Below are 16429 nucleotides of genomic sequence, written 5' to 3' on the forward strand. Positions count from 1 at the left end.
CTACCCACTGGTGTTGAGCTAGGGCCTGTTGACACTAACTGAGATAGCCCTGCTGCCACTGGTTTTGTGGCCTGCAAGGCAGGAATTGCGCTGTGTGGTGGGTCCACATAAGCAATTTTTAACGCCGCAGGGCGCGAAACCAGGGGCAGCCCTTCGGGTTGTACCAGAAAAGGCGCCACTCTTCGTTGCTCGTCGCTCATTAGGAACAACCAAACCGCGCTCCTCTTGCCTCGATTGGCCCCTTTTCTGTCACAACAGGGCCAACTCAGTTAGTGTCAGCAGGCCCTAGGCATTGGGTGGAATTCTCAGCCAGGTCACACAGTGCCTATTATCTACCCCCAGCGCAATCAGGCGTGGGCAACCAGGAAATTCAGACGATATTCATTGATGGGGATATGCATTACTTGCCAGACAACCGTGCTGCCACTTGTCAATTGATAAAGCGTTTCAAGGCGTATCCCCCAACTTTCCTCGGGCATTTCCGTATCAATCACTTCCCTTATTGGCCGCGGCAGACGAACACAGCCAACTTGGTTTTGCGCTTGAAATTTTTGTTCGCTGTGCAGCGTTTGCAATAGGGGCAGGATGCTTTCCTGTTCCAGTACAGTGCTATCCACTTGCATCAATTGTTCAGCGGTATCCGCTCGCAGATAGAGTTCCGTATGGCAATTAAAAACACCGTCGATGCGGTCTCGACGCACCAAATGTACATAGCCCTCAGCACAGGACCCCAGTCTGTCACTCCAAGGCCCCGATTTCTGTACGCGCTCCCGTTTCAACAGTTTGACAAAGGTCAGCTGCACCATGGTGTTATCGGGGCGGAAAAAAGAGAAGATAGGATACCCTAACTGGTGGCGGCGCTCGCTTTCCGCGACAAAGGTTCCCCGCCGCCGTTGGCGATAGAGATCGCCGGTTTCCACAAGGTTGTTCAGCGCTTTTTGCACTGTCCCCAAGCTAACGGGCAGCGCTGCGGCAAGTTGTTGCTCCGTAGGTATACGATCACCTTCGCTGAGAAGTCCTTCGGAGATCATCTGCACAATGGCATCTCGCAGGCACAAATATTTCGGCGATCTTGGGGCGAGTCGCAAGTGGTCAGCGGTACGTTTGGCGAGAAGTTCAAGCATGGAATTGTGATTTATCACGGCTACAAAAGAACAGGCAACCCTTTTTCTTGTTTGGCTGGCGCCTAGTTCGGAGCCACAATTATAGCGCACAGTGAAACGACAGGACGCAGGATACTCCGAGATTCCTTTCTCGAAGTATAAAATTTTTATAGGATTACCATAAAAATTTATAAACTTTTGGTAAAATTTACACTTAGCCTATTTCAGCCAAATTCCCTTTGCTTTCCAGCCACAGTTTGCGATCTCCAGCACGCTTTTTGGCAAGCAACATATCCAGCAGCTGGTTGCTGTCATCACCGGCATCCACATACAGTTGCACCAGCCGGCGGGTATTGGGATCCATAGTGGTCTCCCGCAGTTGCAGCGGATTCATTTCACCCAACCCTTTAAACCGCGTGACCTGGATTTTGCCTTTCTTGTTTTCCGCCGCTATGTGGTCGAGAACCCCCTGCTTCTCCGCTTCATCCAGCGCATAGTAGACGTCCTTGCCGATATCTATGCGATACAGAGGAGGCATAGCCACATAGACGTGACCGTTTGTCACCAGAGGGCGAAAGTGTCGCAGAAACAATGCACACAACAAGGTAGCGATGTGGAGCCCGTCGGAGTCGGCGTCTGCGAGGATACAGATTTTGTCATAGCGCAATCCTTCCAGATTGTCGCTGCCGGGGTCTACGCCCAGCGCCACAGCGACATCATGCACCTCCTGGCTGGCGAGAATTTCCGCCGAATCCACTTCCCAGGTGTTCAGGATCTTTCCGCGCAGCGGCATTATGGCCTGGAATTCGCGGTCCCGCGCCTGCTTGGCGGAGCCGCCGGCGGAGTCCCCCTCTACCAGAAACAGTTCCGAGCTACTGGTATCACCACTGGCACAGTCCGCCAGTTTGCCCGGCAGTGCGGGGCCCTGGTTAACCTTTTTACGTGCAATTTTCTTAGCCGAACGCAGGCGTTTTTGCGCGTTGCTGACACACAACTCGGCCAGCTTGTCCCCCTCCCCGGTATGCTGGTTCAGCCATAAGCTAAAGGCGTCTTTGGCCACTCCGGACACAAATGCAGTCGCTTCACGGGAAGACAGGCGCTCTTTGGTCTGGCCGGAAAATTGCGGTTCTGCAAGTTTGGCGGACAGCACATAGCTGCACTGGGCCCAGATATCCTCGGGGCCAAGTTTGACGCCGCGGGGTACCAGGTTGCGGATTTCACAATACTCCCGCATCGCATCCAGCAGGCCGGCGCGCAGGCCGTTGACGTGCGTGCCTCCCTGGGCGGTGGGTATAAGGTTGACGTAGGACTCGGTCGTCACTTCGCCCCCCTGGGGCAGCCACTGTACAGCCCAGTCGGCCGCTTCACTGGTGGCGCTGAAACTGCCTACGAATGGCTCTGCGGGCAATACCTCCCAGCCCTGATTGGCGGCGGCTAGGTAGTCAGTGAGACCGTCCTCGTAATACCACTGATCCGATTCCCCGTCCTGTTCATTGATAAAAACCACCGTCAGGCCGGGACACAACACCGCCTTGGCGCGCAACAGGTGGCGCAGATGACGCACGGAGAACTTGATGGAATCAAAATATTTGGGATCGGGCAGGAAACGCAGGCTGGTACCGGTGGTGCGCTTGCCGCAGCTACCGATCACTTCCAGCTCCGAGGCCTTGTCGCCGTTGTGGAACCCCATACGATAAATCTGCCCGTTGCGCTGGATGGTGACTTCCAGAACTTTGGACAGGGCGTTGACCACGGAAACCCCGACACCGTGCAGACCACCGGAAAACTGGTAGTTTTTGTTGGAAAATTTGCCCCCGGCATGCAGGGTGGAGAGGATGACTTCCACTCCCGGACGCCCCTGCTCCGGGTGTATGTCCACCGGCATACCCCGGCCGTCATCGCTCACCGATAGCGAATTGTCTTTGTGCAGCACCACTTCAATTTTCTTCGCATGCCCGGCCAGTGCTTCGTCGACACTGTTGTCGATGACCTCCTGGGCCAGGTGGTTGGGACGGGTGGTATCGGTGTACATGCCGGGGCGCTTACGTACCGGATCCAGCCCCGTGAGCACCTCGATATCTTCGGCGGAATAGTTGTCCATACTGCTTATTACTGCTGCTTAAATAAAAAATCGATTATAGGCTGACGATAACGCTCGTACCCTGCAAAGCTGTGATTGCCGCCATCCTCTACAGTTTGCCGCTCACCGCGGTAAAACACCTCCGCTTCGCGGCAATCCAATGTCTCGTCGCCCCGCTGTGCAAGCAGCCAGTAACGGCTCGTCAGTGGCTGCGGCAATTCATCTTCCAGTTGCTGCATAGTATCAACGTCAGCTTCGGTTAAGCGATAGTCCCGCGCCTCGCCGCTGTAGGGAGTCAGGGTCTGCCCCAGGTAGGCGGGCATAAACCGGGCGGGGCGAACGGCGGGGTTGACCAGCACTGCGGGAAGCCGATAGCGCTCGGCCAGCACTGTGGCGAAAAATCCACCCATGGAGCTACCCAAGAGCCCGACTCTGGAATCCGCATCGGCCGCGAAGCGGCCATCGATCAGCCGGGTCAACACTGCCATGGCCTTGCCGGGGTGCGGCGACAGCTGCGGTGCAGCGAAGGCGATATCGCTGTGCGCCCGCACCAGCCAGTCGCACATCGACCGGCATTTGAACGACTGCGGTGAAGACAAAAAGCCGTGCAGATAGATCAACAGCGACGGATTGGCAGATTGCTGGGCGGACATGGCCGCGAATTATAGCCCGGTCCTTGCGGGAGCAAAGCCCTTTCTCGGGCCTTTTCCGGTGCAATGTGCAAACCATCCGCCGCCTATAGACGGCGCGCGGCGCACCTTGTGTCCAGCCTCACCGGCAAGCGACAGCGGGGCTATATGATTCTGCGCCAGGGTTTAACGCCCACCCCCATCCAGGCTGGCACCCAGGCTGGAAAAAGTGCGTCGCATGGAGGCGCGGGTTTCGGCCCAGAAGCTGGCGCTGGAGAAGCGCTCAAAGCGCGCTGAACCCAGCCCTCCCGCGCGCTCGCGATACAGGTTGCGGCTGCGGAATCGCATGACCAACTGGCCTTCCCGATTGTAGAGCCCGCCTGTCAGGGTGCCCTGGGCGCTGCTCCGGGCAAAGGTGCGCTGCAGACCTGTCGTCAGTTGCAGGGGGCCACTCAGGGCAAAATTCTCCAGTCGCAACCGCAGACGATAGTCCGCGCCGCCCGGATCTGTGGCCAGGCGCCCTCCTCTGGGGCCGAGAAAGCGCTCGTTAAACGCCCCCGCTGTCAATGATTGCAGTCGCGCCCGGTCACTGGGCCCCAGCTGAAGGTCCCCTTCCCCTAGGCGTCGGGGGCCGGTTTGAGCACTGCGCCTGTAATCGATGACCAATGGCTCGACGTACACTGAGGCACCGCTGACATCCAGGGCAAAGGCGGCTTCCACGCTATTCAGACCTGCCCCACCCGCGCGCGGCACCAGGCCGGAAGCACCGCTGCTGGCTGACCTGCCTGTCTCGGCGGTAGACGTGAGTTGGGATGGGGTTGTGGTGGTACCGCTCTGCTGGCAGCCACCCAGTAAGACCAGCACCGCCGCTAATAGGGGCACTGGGGCAATCAGGACCTTTATCATGCTGAACCTCAACTGCTCGGCACCGCAGACTTCATTGTAGGGCGGGGCGACGCCAGTCACAGCCCGCAGCGTCAGACCCAAGGGCGGGTATCACCTTCTAATAGCGTTGGCGATCAGTAACCGTCGGAGTCCAGATCGACGTCGTACTCGGCAATGGTGACCCTCTCAACCCCTGTGCGGTAGCTGCCGTCGGCGCTGAGTTCAAACCAGCGGTAGCCGGGCATGCAGTCGTCCACGGCAAAAGGACCACTGCCCGGGGTGAACTGGATCGAGGTTGAGGGGGTGGCATGCAGGCCACAGTGTTCGAGTCGGCTGTCGAACTGCTGGTGAACATGTCCCCACACCAGTGCGCGCACATTAGCTGCCTCAGTTACCATACTCAGCAGGCGCGGGGCACCCCGGCGCAACATATGCCCGTCGATCCAGTCGCTGCCAACCGGCACCGGCTGATGGTGCATGAGGATCATTACCGGGTGATCGCCACACTCGTGGAGCTGCATTTGCAGACGGTCCAGCTGATCGTCGTTCAGGCCGCCGCAAATCTGATTTTCCACGCTGGTATCGAGTAGTAACAACCGCCAGTTGCCCAGTTCAATGGCATCGGTACAGTGCCCCGGGGCAAGCTGCTGCATAAGCGCGCTGCGATCGTGATTACCCGGCAGCCAGTACCAGGGCTTGGTGACAGACTGCATCTGCTGCAGGAAGCGATGATAAGCTGCATCGGAGCCATTGGCGGTGATATCACCAGTGGCCACCAACAGGTCGGCCGAGGACTGATCCCGCGCTATGGCTTCCAGTACCTGACCCAGGGTGTAGCCGGTATCCAGGCCCAACAACTGGTAATCCGGCCGCCCTCCGATATGGGGGTCGGTAAACTGCACCAGACGATACACAGATCCGCTCGACGCTTCGCTCACTCTCTCACCATCCAGTCACTTCCCTGTGTGGTCGGTGCATACTCAGAACCGCCGACCCTCCAGTATCAAATCAAACTCCACGCGGCCGTTGGTCAGACAATGTCCCAGCCATTCGCCCAAAAAGCGATTGACCTGCTGACGCTCGTCGGCCTGCTCCATGCGCGGATTTGGATAGGTGAAGTTCACTCCCTGTTCACCCAGGGGTCCGCGCCCCCCAACCGCCACCACCTCCGCCATGCGCGTATCGTGGTAGAGGCGCACTATCAGCTGTGGCGGCATCAACCAGTCACTGTCACCCCGATCCCTACAGGCGCTCAGGCGCACTTCGGTGGTATAGCGCGAGCGCTCCTGCACGGACATTTCCAGTGCGCCGGCAGGCATACGGTAGCGCCAGTAGCACCGCTCCTCCAGGCCCGGTAACAACTTGCACAGGCGCACATAATTGGCATCACAGTCGGCATGGTAATCCGACAGATTTACCCGATAAGCAGGCTTATGTTGCGCCTTGCGCGACTTTTGCTCAGCCGGCGGCGCTTCCGTTTCAGTATCTGTCGGTGGGGCCATTATTGACACTCAGCCTCTGTTGTCGCCGTGATCTAGATCTCAGTTCAAGCCCCTTGCCAGCGGCGGAATCCAAGAATCGATGACCAGTGGGTCTCATTACGTCAGTGGTTGGGCTTCAACTCCGTTCGATGCAATTGCAGCCATTGCAAACCGATGATGGTGGCGGCATTGTCGATCACACAGCCTTCCCCACACCCAGTTTCCAATGCCTTCAACACCACCGGCAGGGGCAGCACACGCAGGTGAATATCCTCGTGCTCATGGTCCAGGCCAAAATAGCCCTCGACCTCATGCAAATCGACCAGGGCACAGAACAGATGCATGCGCTCGCTGCTGCCACCGGGGCTCGGCATATAACTGCGGATATGGTGCAAGCCGTCGACAGCTATCCCGGCCTCTTCCAGCACTTCGCGCCGGGCGACACTCTCCAGCGACTCACTGTCCTCCACCATCCCTGCAACCAACTCCAGACACCAGGGTCCTCCCGACCTTGCCAGGGCACCGATACGGAACTGTTCCACCAGGCCCACCAGTTGCCGACGCGGATCGTACAGTAAAACCCCCACCGCGGCACCGCGCACGAACAGTTCCCGTTCGAACTCCTCGCTCCAGCCGCCGCCATAAAGCCGGTGGCGCAGTCTCACCCGGAGCATAGTAAAAAATCCCTGAAACACAGGTGCGCGGGCGATGATCTCCACATCCTCGTGGCCGAATTTCGGGCTCAGGTCCTTATCCATGTTTCCACTCTTCTGTATTGCCGCTTATCCCCTGTCGCGCAACCGCAAATGTGGCGGGAAACGGCTGAGAATCTGCGTCGCTTCCTCGCGCAGCCGCTGTTGCTGTTGTTCCGGACTGCCGGCGCGCTGCGCATCTGAAACCAGGCTGCCTCGCCACAGGGGCGCGTTGGATGGTGAGAGGACATCCACTACCAGAGACATCTCGCGATACTCGCGCACTGTGAGCGGTGCCCGCACACCCCAGCCCCAGTAGTAGCCGCTACCGTATAAACCCAAGCTGTCCTGGTAGACCGCAACCTTGTCCGACGCCACTATCTGCACCCGCACCAGAAAATCTGCCTCGTCGCGGCTCGCGGCCGGCAGGTAGTGGGTGCGCAGGACTCCATCCAGAGACTGGCGCGCACGTTTCATCTCCAGCGGCGCCACTGGTCCTATAGCGAGGGCATCGAGCAGGAAGTAGCTTTTGAACCCGGAGAAATCGGCCTGTGGATCATAATCCACCGCCACGGGGGGAGCGCTGGCACAGGCTGTCAACCACAACGCCAGGACACACAACAGAACCGTCTTCGATGTTGTTTGAAAGGCAGGCATAGTCTCTCCTACTGCTAGACATCACAAGAAACAGCATCCCTGCCACACTGATGAAAACAACCATGTGACATGCAACAGCAACCACCCGCCGCGCGGCGGAGTCGGGTGACTGCAGTACAACCTTACTGAACGCGCGCGGGCAGACTTTCCAGCAGCTCCCGCACAGCGGTGTCGATGATACGGCGGCGCTCATTGGCGTCTTCGGGACGGGTCATCAGTTTGGTGGCATTGCCGCCCCACAGCGCCATGCCCCCGGGCCGCCCAAGCCCCAGCGTGAGAGTGAACCGCGGCGCGCCGGTGCGGGCGGGCAGTTCGACCACGCCGCTGGGGGCATTGCTGTCAAACTGGGCATCCCAGCTGCTGTCCGTTGGGTCCCCGGCAAACTGTTCCTCGATCACGGCCACCTGATAGTCCATGACCATATCCGCCCGTGTCGGATCCTCGATCAACTGATAGCCGCGGGCGCTCATCAAAGCCGATACCGAAGCGCGCAGGGTTTCGTCCAGCTCCACCAACTGCGCCGATGCCTCGGGCACCGTGGCCAACCCCGATCGTCCCCAGGCATACGTGGAGAAAGCCTCCGGCGCGGAACGCGGTTCGATTCTCTGTGTTTGCACCGTGTCGCAACCGGCCAACAGTGCCGCACCCAACAAGCCGGCTGCGAGCCGGGCAAGCATTTCTATTCGCATCATCATTTACTCCCTACCTCTTATTGTGAGCGATCCGGTCGCCATAATGACGCTATTTTTGCGGCTCGTCAGTGGCGTAAAGTTGTATTTTGGGGCGCCAGCGGTGCCATTCGGATTCGGCTTCGGGGTAGAGTGGATAGTGGCTTCCGGACTCCACTTCCCGCCCCATCTCCGCCCCTTCCGGCGTGGCCAGCGCTATACCCCCGGCCAGCAGCGCGCGCGCCGACTCTGTGTGGACTGTGAGTCCGGTCTGCAGGCCAAAGTTCACTTCCACTCCGCTGGCGTTCCAGAAAACGGTATTTTCGCGAACCAGCGGACGATAGCGGGGCTCTATGTAGGCGTATATGTACACGCGGTCCGCCAGTTCCCCCAGGGCATAGCCGATCACTTCCCCCACCTGCACCTGGCGATAGTAAATTGGGCTGCCCGCGCTCAGGGACCCGCGGCGCGATGCATCGAGGATCACTGTCAAGCCAGGGCGTTGCAGGCTTTCGGCCAGGTTCACTTTTGGCGCCTCGGCCAGGGCCGCAAACTCTGCTTGCGGTTCACCGCCACCCGGCTCCAAAGCCAGGTAGCGTCCGGTGACCAGGGTATCCAAATTGGCGACTTTTTCCAGCCCGACTTGAGGTGCCACTACCCAAAAGCGGGTACCGGCGCGGGCGAACCGCTCACCGCGCCGGTAGAGTTTGGCGATGGCCCAGACGGAATCGAGATCCTGTCCCAGCTGCAACTGTTCCACCTCGCCCACCTGTATACCCCGGTAGCGCAACGGTGCACCCTGCCTGAACCCCTCCGCCGACGGCAGCGCGATACGCACCCTGATTCCGTCTTCCAGCGCCGCTTCCCGGTTGGGGTAAAGTTGAAACCGGGCACCATCGGGTGCCGGCGCAACTTTACCTGTAGCGGCCAGTTCATTGCCAAATGCAATACCACCGCGCACCAGGGTCAGCAGCGAGTCCGCTTCCACCTCGACACTGGCCAGGCCCGCCTTGGCGCGCAGGCCGCTCACATTCCAAAAACGGCTGTGGCTGTTAACCAGGTGCGCATAGCGGGGCTGGATCACTGCAAAGACAGTGACACCAGTACCATCCTTGCGCAGCTCCATGCCCTGCACCCGCCCCACCTCGATGCGCCGATAATGGATGGGGGCACCGCGCTGCAGGGAGCCCGGATCTTTGGCGGTCAACTGCAGGTGCAGACCCGGCTCCCGCAGGTCCCGCTCCGGTGCCACGGCCCGGGCGGAGAATTCACGTACCGATCGCTGGCCGCGGCGCAGATCCACTTCAATGCGTTTGCCCTGCAGCAGTTCGCTCAGCCCCCCGGACAGATCCAGTGTCGCCGACGCCATCCAGAAGCGTGTATTCTCACTCAAGAGATCATCGGTGATAGGATTCATCATCACCTGGACTTCCATACCGTCGATGCCGGCGCTGGGCTTGGCATCACTGACCTTGCCCACCATGATGCCCCGATAAAATACCTCTGTGGTTCCCGGGGTCACCTCGACCCCGCGCTCGAAATGAAGCGTAACGGGAATACCGGCATCGGCGTACTCAAAATTCTTGAACAGCTTGAACTGGGCACCGTCCTTCGCCAGGGGTGAGTGCAGCTGGTTCTTGGGCGTATAAAATGAAATCCCGCCCGCCAGCAGCGACGCCAGGGATTCGATATCCACCGAGACGCCGCCGATGCCGGCCTCGATGGAAACCCCGGAGCTGTTCCAAAAGCGGCTGCCGCGGTGCACCAGGCCCGCGTGTTCACGGCGGACAAACACCCCCACCTCCACTTCGGTGCCGTCTTCGGAAAGCTGGTAGCTCTCCACCTCCCCCACTTCGAGCTGGCGGTAATAGACCGGCGAACCGCGACTCAGCGACCCCAGGCGCGGCGTCTTGAGCACGACCCGCAATCCCTCGCCGGAAACCGTGACCGGCGGCTTATCCACCGCGACAAATTTTCTCTCCGGCACACCGTTACCCGGTTCCAGGGCGATGTAGTTGCCCGATACCAGTGTTTCGAGCCCGCGGATGCCGGTGATCGAGACTTCCGGCTTTACCAGCCAAAAACGGCTGCCGCGCACCAGCAGATAGGCCGCACTGGGATTGAACGCCACCTCCGCCAGTACCCCGTCGGCGCCACCCAGCGCTTCCGCATTCTGCACCAGGCGGAAATTCTGCACTACGCCGATATCCACACCGGCGTATTTGACTACGGTTTTGCCCCCCACAAGGCCATCTCCGGTACGAAACAAAATCGTCGCCTGAATATCCCCCTGGGCCAGGTCGCGATAGAGCAGCCAGACGGCGATCAGCGCCGCGACCAGGGGCACCAGCCACACCAGCGGCAGGCCGCGACTGCGGCGCACCTCCGGCTGGGCGACTTGCGGCTCAGCCATAGGCATCCCCCCCGGTGGGGGCAGCTGCGCTGGGCGATACGGACTGCCGCTCCACCGCATCCCAGATCAGGCGCGGATCGAAGGCGCGCACCGCCAGCATGGTGACCACCACCACTGTGGCAAAGGCGGTGCTGCCCGGCCCCGCTTCCACTCGTGCAATCAAGCCCATATCCACCAATGCCACCAGGATGGAGATCATAAATAGGTCCAGCAGCGACCAGCGGCCGATAGCCGCCACCAGCCGGTAGAGCTTCATACTCTGCACCGGGTTTCTGGGTGGCAGCCACTGCGCCTGAATCAACAAAATAGTCAGTCCCACCAGCTTCATCACCGGTACCGCAATACTGGCGACAAACACAATCAGCGCTATACCCCAGAGACCCGCGTGATACAGCTGGAAAACGCCGCTAATAATGGTTGAGGGCTCGCCGGAACCCAGATAAATAACTGTAGTCACCGGCAGGATGTTTGCGGGAATCAGCAACAGCGCACCGGTGATCACCAGGGCCCAGGTCAGCATCAGGCTTCTCTCGACCCGGCCGTACACCCGCGCCCCACAGCGCACGCAACACCCGCTGCTGGCACCCGCCGGCAGGTGCAGCAGCTGATAGCAGCTCAGGCAGGTAACCAACCCCTGTGCCAGCGCCCTGTTCGGATTCATCCGACTTCACCCCCTTCGGCTGCGGGCAACGCAACCCGCCGGCGGCGCTCCATGCGGTTCCATATAGATTGCTGGTCAAAGGCAAGCATGGACAGATTCGACACCACCATCAGCGCGCAGAAACAGTAAAAGCCCGGCTCCACCACCAGCTTGCCGAGGTCTTCCATCTTCACCAGTGCCACCAGCAGACCGAGGAGATAAACATCCAGCATGCCCCAGTCTTTCAAGTGCTGGTACCAGCGCACCGCACCGGTCACAGGTCCGTCCAAAGTACGGAAGTGACAACCGATACTGACAAAGGTCAATAATAAAAACTTGCCCAGTGGTGCCAGTACACTGCAAAACAGTACCAGTGAAGCCAGCCAGACAAAACCGGCACCCAACAGCGAATGAACCCCGTTGAACAGGGTATTTTCAGCACCCAGGGCCAGGATGGAAAAGTGCAGTAACGGCAGACTCACAGCGGGAACAAACAGCACCAATCCGGTAATACTGAGCGCGGCTGTGTAGTGCACACTGTGCGAGGGATTGCGGTGAATGGTGGCTCCGCAACGGGGACAGGAGAGCTTGTCGCCCGGGGGCGCTATACCCTTGTCCAGCAGCAAATCACACTCGTGGCAGGCACGCTTCCGGTTTGGATCCCGGACTCTGTGGTCGATCGCCGTTGGTCCCATTGCTGCAAACTGTCCTTTAATTCCAAGCCATTGCATCCAACCTTGCACCCGCCCGCGTCTATAGCGGGTGGCCATTGCCCCGGACGCCAATCCGCAGCCGCGATTCGCCGACCGATAACCGCACCGTTGTGTCAGCTTAACGAAGATATACCAAAAAGCCGGCACCGTCGCCTCGACGCCCCGTTGGCCCGGCGTTACACTCACGCGCTGCAAGGCTCGCCCAGGTGAGTCTGACCAGTCGGGGAGGCTGGCACTTTTGAGACCGCATACACCATGGGAAGTTAGGATCAATGAAAAGAAACGAGTTAGCCAGTGCGCCCGGCCGTATCAGGCGTCCGCTGAAACACCTGCTTGCATCGGCCCTGCTGAGCCTGGGCGCCGTGCAGGCTCAGGCCGACACTCTGTGGGAGATCTATCTCCAGGCACTGGACAATGACCAGCAGCTGGCCGCCGACCGCGCCGCCTACAACGCCGGCCTGGAGGCCAAGAACCTGGGCCGCTCGGCGCTGCTGCCACAGATTAATGGCAGTGCTGAGGCCAGTCGTACCAAATCCAGAGGCACTCAATTTGATTATACTTTTGGCCCGGACACGGTAATCGCCACTCCAAACGACAGCAATACCACCATCGACGGACGCGTCTACTCTGCACGTCTGGACCAGGCTATTTTTGATCTGCCGGCATGGTTTGGCTATCAGCAGGGAAAGAAAGTCAGCGAGCAGGCGGCGGCGGAATTCAGTGCCCAGCAACAGGATATGATGCTGCGGGTCTCCACCGCCTATTTTGACGTGCTGCGGGCCCACGATGTGCTGGAGGCCGCCGTCGCCGAGGAGGAGGCGCTGGCCAAGCAGCTGGAGCAAACCCAGCAGCGCTTCGAGGTAGGCTTGACCGCCATTACCGATGTCTATGACTCCCAGGCCGCCTACGACAGCTCGGTGGCCCGGCGGCTAACAGCGCAGGACAATTTGCTCAGCAATTTCGACGCTCTGTCAGTGCTCACCGGCACCAATCACGAACAGGTGGCACCGCTACAGGCCGATTTCAGTGTGGCGCCACCGGACCCCATAGAGCGCAGTGCTTGGGTGGACTTTGCGCTGCAGAACAACTTCGATCTCAAGGCCGCCAGCCTGGCCGCCGACGCCGCCCGCTACAATGCCAGGGCCGCCGCCAGTGAACATCTGCCCACACTGACCGGCTCGATCAGTTATCGGAACACCCATGATGACGGCGACCGCGATACCAAGATACAGAATGAAAGATCGAGAACCCTGCCCATTGACACAAGGACAGAATCCACCGTCGCCGCAATTACCCTGAACGTGCCCATCTATTCTGGTGGCCGTATCAGCGCCAGCCGCCGGGAAGCCCGCAACCAGTCGTTCCAGGCGGAAGACCTGCGCAACCTGACCCAGCGCAATACCATCCAGAACACCCGCACTTTGCACCGGGCGGTGGTCACCGACGTTTCGCGGGTGTCAGCCCGCCAACAGGCGGTGGTATCCGCAAAAAGTGCATTGGATGCCACCCAGGCTGGTTACGAGGTGGGTACGCGCAATATCGTCGATGTGTTGCTGGCCCAGCGCACCCTGTTTGATGCCAGGACCCAATACGCCAATGCGCTGTACGACTATGTACTCAACACCCTGAACCTGAAGCGGTTCGCGGGGCTGCTGGCGCCGCTGGACCTGCAGCAGCTGGACAGCCGCCTGAACCCGGCAATTCCGGTCACCAGGGTCGCGGACCCCTTGCCCACCAGTGTCCCCACCTCGGTGAAATAGTTCGTTTACCAGCCGCCTAGCAGGTTGCTGAAAAAGCCATTCCCGGTTTTGCTCAGCCTGCTAGGCGGCCGACAGCCAGCTTCTCCACCTCATCCACCAGGTGTTCCAGAGCGCCGCTATTGGCTTCGGCCACCTGTTTCCCACTCAATCCCGCACTCTGCCGCGCGCCCTCATCCCGCAGCCAGTTAGCGACAATTGACACCAGTTGTGTGCCATCGTCCGCCACCCTCATGGCGCCGGCCTGGGTCAGCATTCCGGCAACGGTGGCAAAATTGTACAGATGGGGGCCGCAAACCACCGGTATTCCCCAGGCGGCCGGCTCGATCATATTGTGGCCACCCACAGGTACCAGGCTCCCCCCCACAAAAGCCACATCACAGGCACCGTAGAATCGCAGCAGTTCGCCCAGGGTGTCCCCCAGCAGAACCTGGTCGCTCTCATCGGGCCAGTCGCCGCTACTATGCCGCTTTAGCCTGAAACCGCGCTCGCGCACCAGGCGCGCCACGGCATCAAATCGCTGCGGGTGCCGGGGCACCAATACCAGCAGCAATTGGGGGAACTCCCGCCGCAGTGCTGCGAAGGCATCCAGGAGCTGCTCTTCCTCCCCCCCGTGGGTACTCGCCGCCAACCAGACACTGCGGCCTTTTCCGCGCCATCGGTGCGCCAGTACCTGGGCCTCGCTCACCAGTCCCCGGTCGATGCGCAGGTCAAATTTGATATTGCCGCTGATGCCAACCTTATTTGCGCACAGCCCGAGCTTGACGAACCTTTCGGCATCGGCCGGATACTGCGCCACCACCGCCGATAAATTATCCAGCATAGCCCGGGTCAATCCGGCAAAACGCCGGTAACCCCGCGCGGACCTTTCGCTCAGTCTGGCATTGGCCAGCAATACCGGAATCTCGCGCCGGGCGCAGGCTGCCAGCAGATTCGGCCACAGCTCCGTCTCGACGATTACCAGCATCTGCGGGCGCAGGCGATCCAGGAAGGGATTGAGGCATTCGGGCAGATCATAGGGCAGATAGTAGTGCAGCAAACGCCCGCCGAGCAGTGGCTTCAGCGTCTGCAACACCCGCTCCGACCCGGTGGGAGTCATGGTAGTGACCAGCCACTGCCACTGCGGGTGGCGCCGGGAAAGCCGAGCGATCACGGGCACCGCCGCCAGGGTTTCACCCACGGACACCGAGTGCACCCAAATTAGGGGGGCACGGCTGAGCCGTTCGGGCACGCGCCCGCAGCGCTCGCGGATTCGGCGCCGGTAGTCGGGCTGTGCCCGGCCGCGCCACCAGAGCCGCAGCAGCACAAACGGGAGCGCCAGCCGAAACAGCCAGGAATAGAGAGTCAACATCAATTGGGAAGCAACCGGTCCATAGTATCCGCCGCTTATTCCGGCGGCGCTGTCACAGGATATTCTATACGGAACGGCAGGGGACTTTCAGCGCAACGCGTTGCTCAACTGCCTTCCACCACCCGGTAGAACTGCGGCCGGACACCAAAAACGCCACAGGCCATACCGGTCGAGCGACACAGTCGCAACCATGCCCTGGAGCCCAGACGTCTGCCCGTCACCATGGCGAACGGCAGGCTGGCGCATGCGGTGAGCAACTGAAACAGGGCCGAGGCCAGTACCCCGGCGCGACTGCGCCCACAGACCAGTTTCTGTTTTGCCAGGGTGACGCCGACAGAAAACTTTCGCCGCGACAGCCAGCGCAGGTTTGCGCGGCCGACGGGCACCGCCTCGTAGACAGTGGCTTCGGCGCAATGCACTATCTCCACGCCCTTGGTGCTGGCCTCGGTGAAAAACATGACATCCTCCCCGCCGGCAAAGGGATCCCTCTCATCAAAGCGCAGTCCTAGTTCCTCGACAATCCCCATGGGCACCAGGACATTGTTGGTGGCACAGTAGGTAAGCCGCTCGCCGGTTTTGCGCCGGCGGCGGGAAAAGAACATCGAATAATATTCCGGTGCGGCGGCCGGCAACTGGCTGATCACGCTGCCGCTGACCACCGCACTGCCACCCAGAAACCTGGCGTAACCATACAGCCGGGTCAGCCAGTCCGGCGCCACCCATTCGTCGTCATCGATAAATATCAGGTAGTCTGCATTTTTGGCACTGGCCGCGTGGATACAGCGGTTGCGGGCATAGGGAATGCCCCGCCTCGGTTCCAATAAACACTCCAACGGCAGTGGAAACTCTCCGGCCAGGGACTCCACCACCGCCCTGCCCGCCTGCCCTTCGGGGTCGTTGTCCACGACCGTTACGGCAACGCGCACATCCGGCGGCAACTGGAGGGCACCCAGGCTCTGCAGGGCCCCGCGCAGCGACTTGGGCCGTTTGCAGGTGCAGACACAGACACACAGTAGCGGCTGTAACTTAAAACCTGTTTGATTTATCCGCCCGCCGGATCCGTCCTCGATCACCGGCTTGACGACCGCCTCTGGGTTAGTGGCGCCCATACGTGAAGTCCATCCTGTATAATCGGCCCACACTGGCCTGCGGCAACATCAACCGGATAGCTTACTGTACTGTAATTGCCGGTAAACTCTAACAACCGCGAATTGAAAAATAAGGTTCTTTCGTCTGCAGGACCAACTCTGGAATGCGGTGCCAACAACAGATCCAAAGCCAAAAGCCCACCAGAAATGACACTGGATCGCAGGCGGACGATTCGGCTATTGGGAACACAGCCTATACCCGCCATTCCTGG

15 protein-coding genes are annotated in these 16429 nt (G+C 60.1%); 1 reads left to right on the top strand and 14 read right to left on the bottom strand.

Annotated elements, in window-relative coordinates; genetic code table 11:
• Positions 1–347: 347 nt before the first annotated feature.
• The 12 genes from ABVT36_RS02970 to ABVT36_RS03025 all read right to left on the bottom strand — a co-directional run bounded on the left by ABVT36_RS02970 (position 348) and on the right by ABVT36_RS03025 (position 11943).
• Positions 348–1214 carry a GntR family transcriptional regulator gene (locus tag ABVT36_RS02970; protein WP_368455199.1) on the bottom strand — a complete coding sequence of 289 codons (867 nt, stop codon included), beginning with the start codon at positions 1212–1214 and terminating at the stop codon, positions 348–350.
• Between the two features lie 103 nt (positions 1215–1317).
• Complete coding sequence (gene parE / locus ABVT36_RS02975; RefSeq protein ID WP_368455200.1) at positions 1318–3204, bottom strand: DNA topoisomerase IV subunit B; 1887 nt, start codon at positions 3202–3204, stop codon at positions 1318–1320.
• Between the two features lie 8 nt (positions 3205–3212).
• A complete protein-coding gene (locus ABVT36_RS02980) occupies positions 3213–3836 on the bottom strand; it encodes a YqiA/YcfP family alpha/beta fold hydrolase (protein WP_368455201.1) in 624 nt (207 codons plus the stop codon).
• Between the two features lie 162 nt (positions 3837–3998).
• Entirely contained in the window at positions 3999–4799 is an 801-nt protein-coding gene (locus tag ABVT36_RS02985; protein ID WP_368455202.1) for a hypothetical protein, read from the bottom strand.
• Positions 4800–4831: 32 nt separating this feature from the next.
• Positions 4832–5635, bottom strand: coding sequence for a 3',5'-cyclic-AMP phosphodiesterase (gene cpdA, locus ABVT36_RS02990; protein WP_368455203.1), 804 nt, complete (start codon positions 5633–5635; stop codon positions 4832–4834).
• A 42-nt stretch (positions 5636–5677) separates the two neighbouring features.
• Entirely contained in the window at positions 5678–6199 is a 522-nt protein-coding gene (locus tag ABVT36_RS02995; protein WP_368455204.1) for a DUF1249 domain-containing protein, read from the bottom strand.
• Positions 6200–6300: 101 nt separating this feature from the next.
• Positions 6301–6936, bottom strand: coding sequence for an NUDIX domain-containing protein (locus ABVT36_RS03000; RefSeq protein WP_368455205.1), 636 nt, complete (start codon positions 6934–6936; stop codon positions 6301–6303).
• A 24-nt stretch (positions 6937–6960) separates the two neighbouring features.
• The gene (locus tag ABVT36_RS03005; RefSeq protein ID WP_368455206.1) at positions 6961–7527 is read right to left on the bottom strand and encodes a DUF4136 domain-containing protein; all 567 of its coding nucleotides are present in this window, start codon (positions 7525–7527) and stop codon (positions 6961–6963) included.
• A 122-nt stretch (positions 7528–7649) separates the two neighbouring features.
• Positions 7650–8222, bottom strand: coding sequence for a DUF4136 domain-containing protein (locus ABVT36_RS03010; RefSeq protein WP_368455207.1), 573 nt, complete (start codon positions 8220–8222; stop codon positions 7650–7652).
• Positions 8223–8268: 46 nt separating this feature from the next.
• Positions 8269–10608 (bottom strand): MlaD family protein, encoded by a 2340-nt coding sequence (locus ABVT36_RS03015; protein ID WP_368455208.1) that lies wholly within the window; start codon positions 10606–10608, stop codon positions 8269–8271.
• Positions 10601–11269 (bottom strand): paraquat-inducible protein A, encoded by a 669-nt coding sequence (locus ABVT36_RS03020; RefSeq protein ID WP_368455209.1) that lies wholly within the window; start codon positions 11267–11269, stop codon positions 10601–10603. The genes ABVT36_RS03015 and ABVT36_RS03020 overlap by 8 nt, the downstream gene beginning before the upstream one ends.
• Complete coding sequence (locus ABVT36_RS03025) at positions 11266–11943, bottom strand: paraquat-inducible protein A (protein WP_368455210.1); 678 nt, start codon at positions 11941–11943, stop codon at positions 11266–11268. Before ABVT36_RS03025 ends, ABVT36_RS03020 begins: the two co-directional genes overlap by 4 nt.
• Before the next feature lie 290 nt (positions 11944–12233).
• Here ABVT36_RS03025 and ABVT36_RS03030 point away from each other — a divergent pair, with 290 nt between their 5' ends.
• Positions 12234–13721, top strand: coding sequence for a TolC family outer membrane protein (locus ABVT36_RS03030; protein ID WP_368455211.1), 1488 nt, complete (start codon positions 12234–12236; stop codon positions 13719–13721).
• 52 nt (positions 13722–13773) lie between these two features.
• Here the strand turns inward: ABVT36_RS03030 and waaA are convergent, their stop codons facing one another.
• Positions 13774–15069 (bottom strand): lipid IV(A) 3-deoxy-D-manno-octulosonic acid transferase, encoded by a 1296-nt coding sequence (gene waaA, locus ABVT36_RS03035; protein ID WP_368455212.1) that lies wholly within the window; start codon positions 15067–15069, stop codon positions 13774–13776.
• 104 nt (positions 15070–15173) lie between these two features.
• The gene (locus tag ABVT36_RS03040) at positions 15174–16178 is read right to left on the bottom strand and encodes a glycosyltransferase family 2 protein (protein ID WP_368455213.1); all 1005 of its coding nucleotides are present in this window, start codon (positions 16176–16178) and stop codon (positions 15174–15176) included.
• Positions 16179–16429 lie beyond the last annotated feature (251 nt).

Source organism: Microbulbifer sp. TYP-18, assembly GCF_040932045.1.
Classification (GTDB): domain Bacteria; phylum Pseudomonadota; class Gammaproteobacteria; order Pseudomonadales; family Cellvibrionaceae; genus Microbulbifer.

Bases quoted from the DNA above. Each gene is read 5' to 3' on its own strand.
- ABVT36_RS03030 (WP_368455211.1), top strand. From the start codon at position 12,234: ATGAAAAGAAACGAGTTAGCCAGTGCGCCCGGCCGTATCAGGCGTCCG.
- ABVT36_RS02995 (WP_368455204.1), bottom strand. From the start codon at position 6,199: ATGGCCCCACCGACAGATACTGAAACGGAAGCGCCGCCGGCTGAGCAA.
- ABVT36_RS03025 (WP_368455210.1), bottom strand. From the start codon at position 11,943: ATGGGACCAACGGCGATCGACCACAGAGTCCGGGATCCAAACCGGAAG.
- ABVT36_RS02980 (WP_368455201.1), bottom strand. From the start codon at position 3,836: ATGTCCGCCCAGCAATCTGCCAATCCGTCGCTGTTGATCTATCTGCAC.
- ABVT36_RS03015 (WP_368455208.1), bottom strand. From the start codon at position 10,608: ATGGCTGAGCCGCAAGTCGCCCAGCCGGAGGTGCGCCGCAGTCGCGGC.
- ABVT36_RS03005 (WP_368455206.1), bottom strand. From the start codon at position 7,527: ATGCCTGCCTTTCAAACAACATCGAAGACGGTTCTGTTGTGTGTCCTG.
- parE (WP_368455200.1), bottom strand. From the start codon at position 3,204: ATGGACAACTATTCCGCCGAAGATATCGAGGTGCTCACGGGGCTGGAT.
- ABVT36_RS03000 (WP_368455205.1), bottom strand. From the start codon at position 6,936: ATGGATAAGGACCTGAGCCCGAAATTCGGCCACGAGGATGTGGAGATC.
- waaA (WP_368455212.1), bottom strand. From the start codon at position 15,069: ATGTTGACTCTCTATTCCTGGCTGTTTCGGCTGGCGCTCCCGTTTGTG.
- ABVT36_RS03040 (WP_368455213.1), bottom strand. From the start codon at position 16,178: ATGGGCGCCACTAACCCAGAGGCGGTCGTCAAGCCGGTGATCGAGGAC.
- ABVT36_RS03020 (WP_368455209.1), bottom strand. From the start codon at position 11,269: ATGAATCCGAACAGGGCGCTGGCACAGGGGTTGGTTACCTGCCTGAGC.
- ABVT36_RS03010 (WP_368455207.1), bottom strand. From the start codon at position 8,222: ATGATGATGCGAATAGAAATGCTTGCCCGGCTCGCAGCCGGCTTGTTG.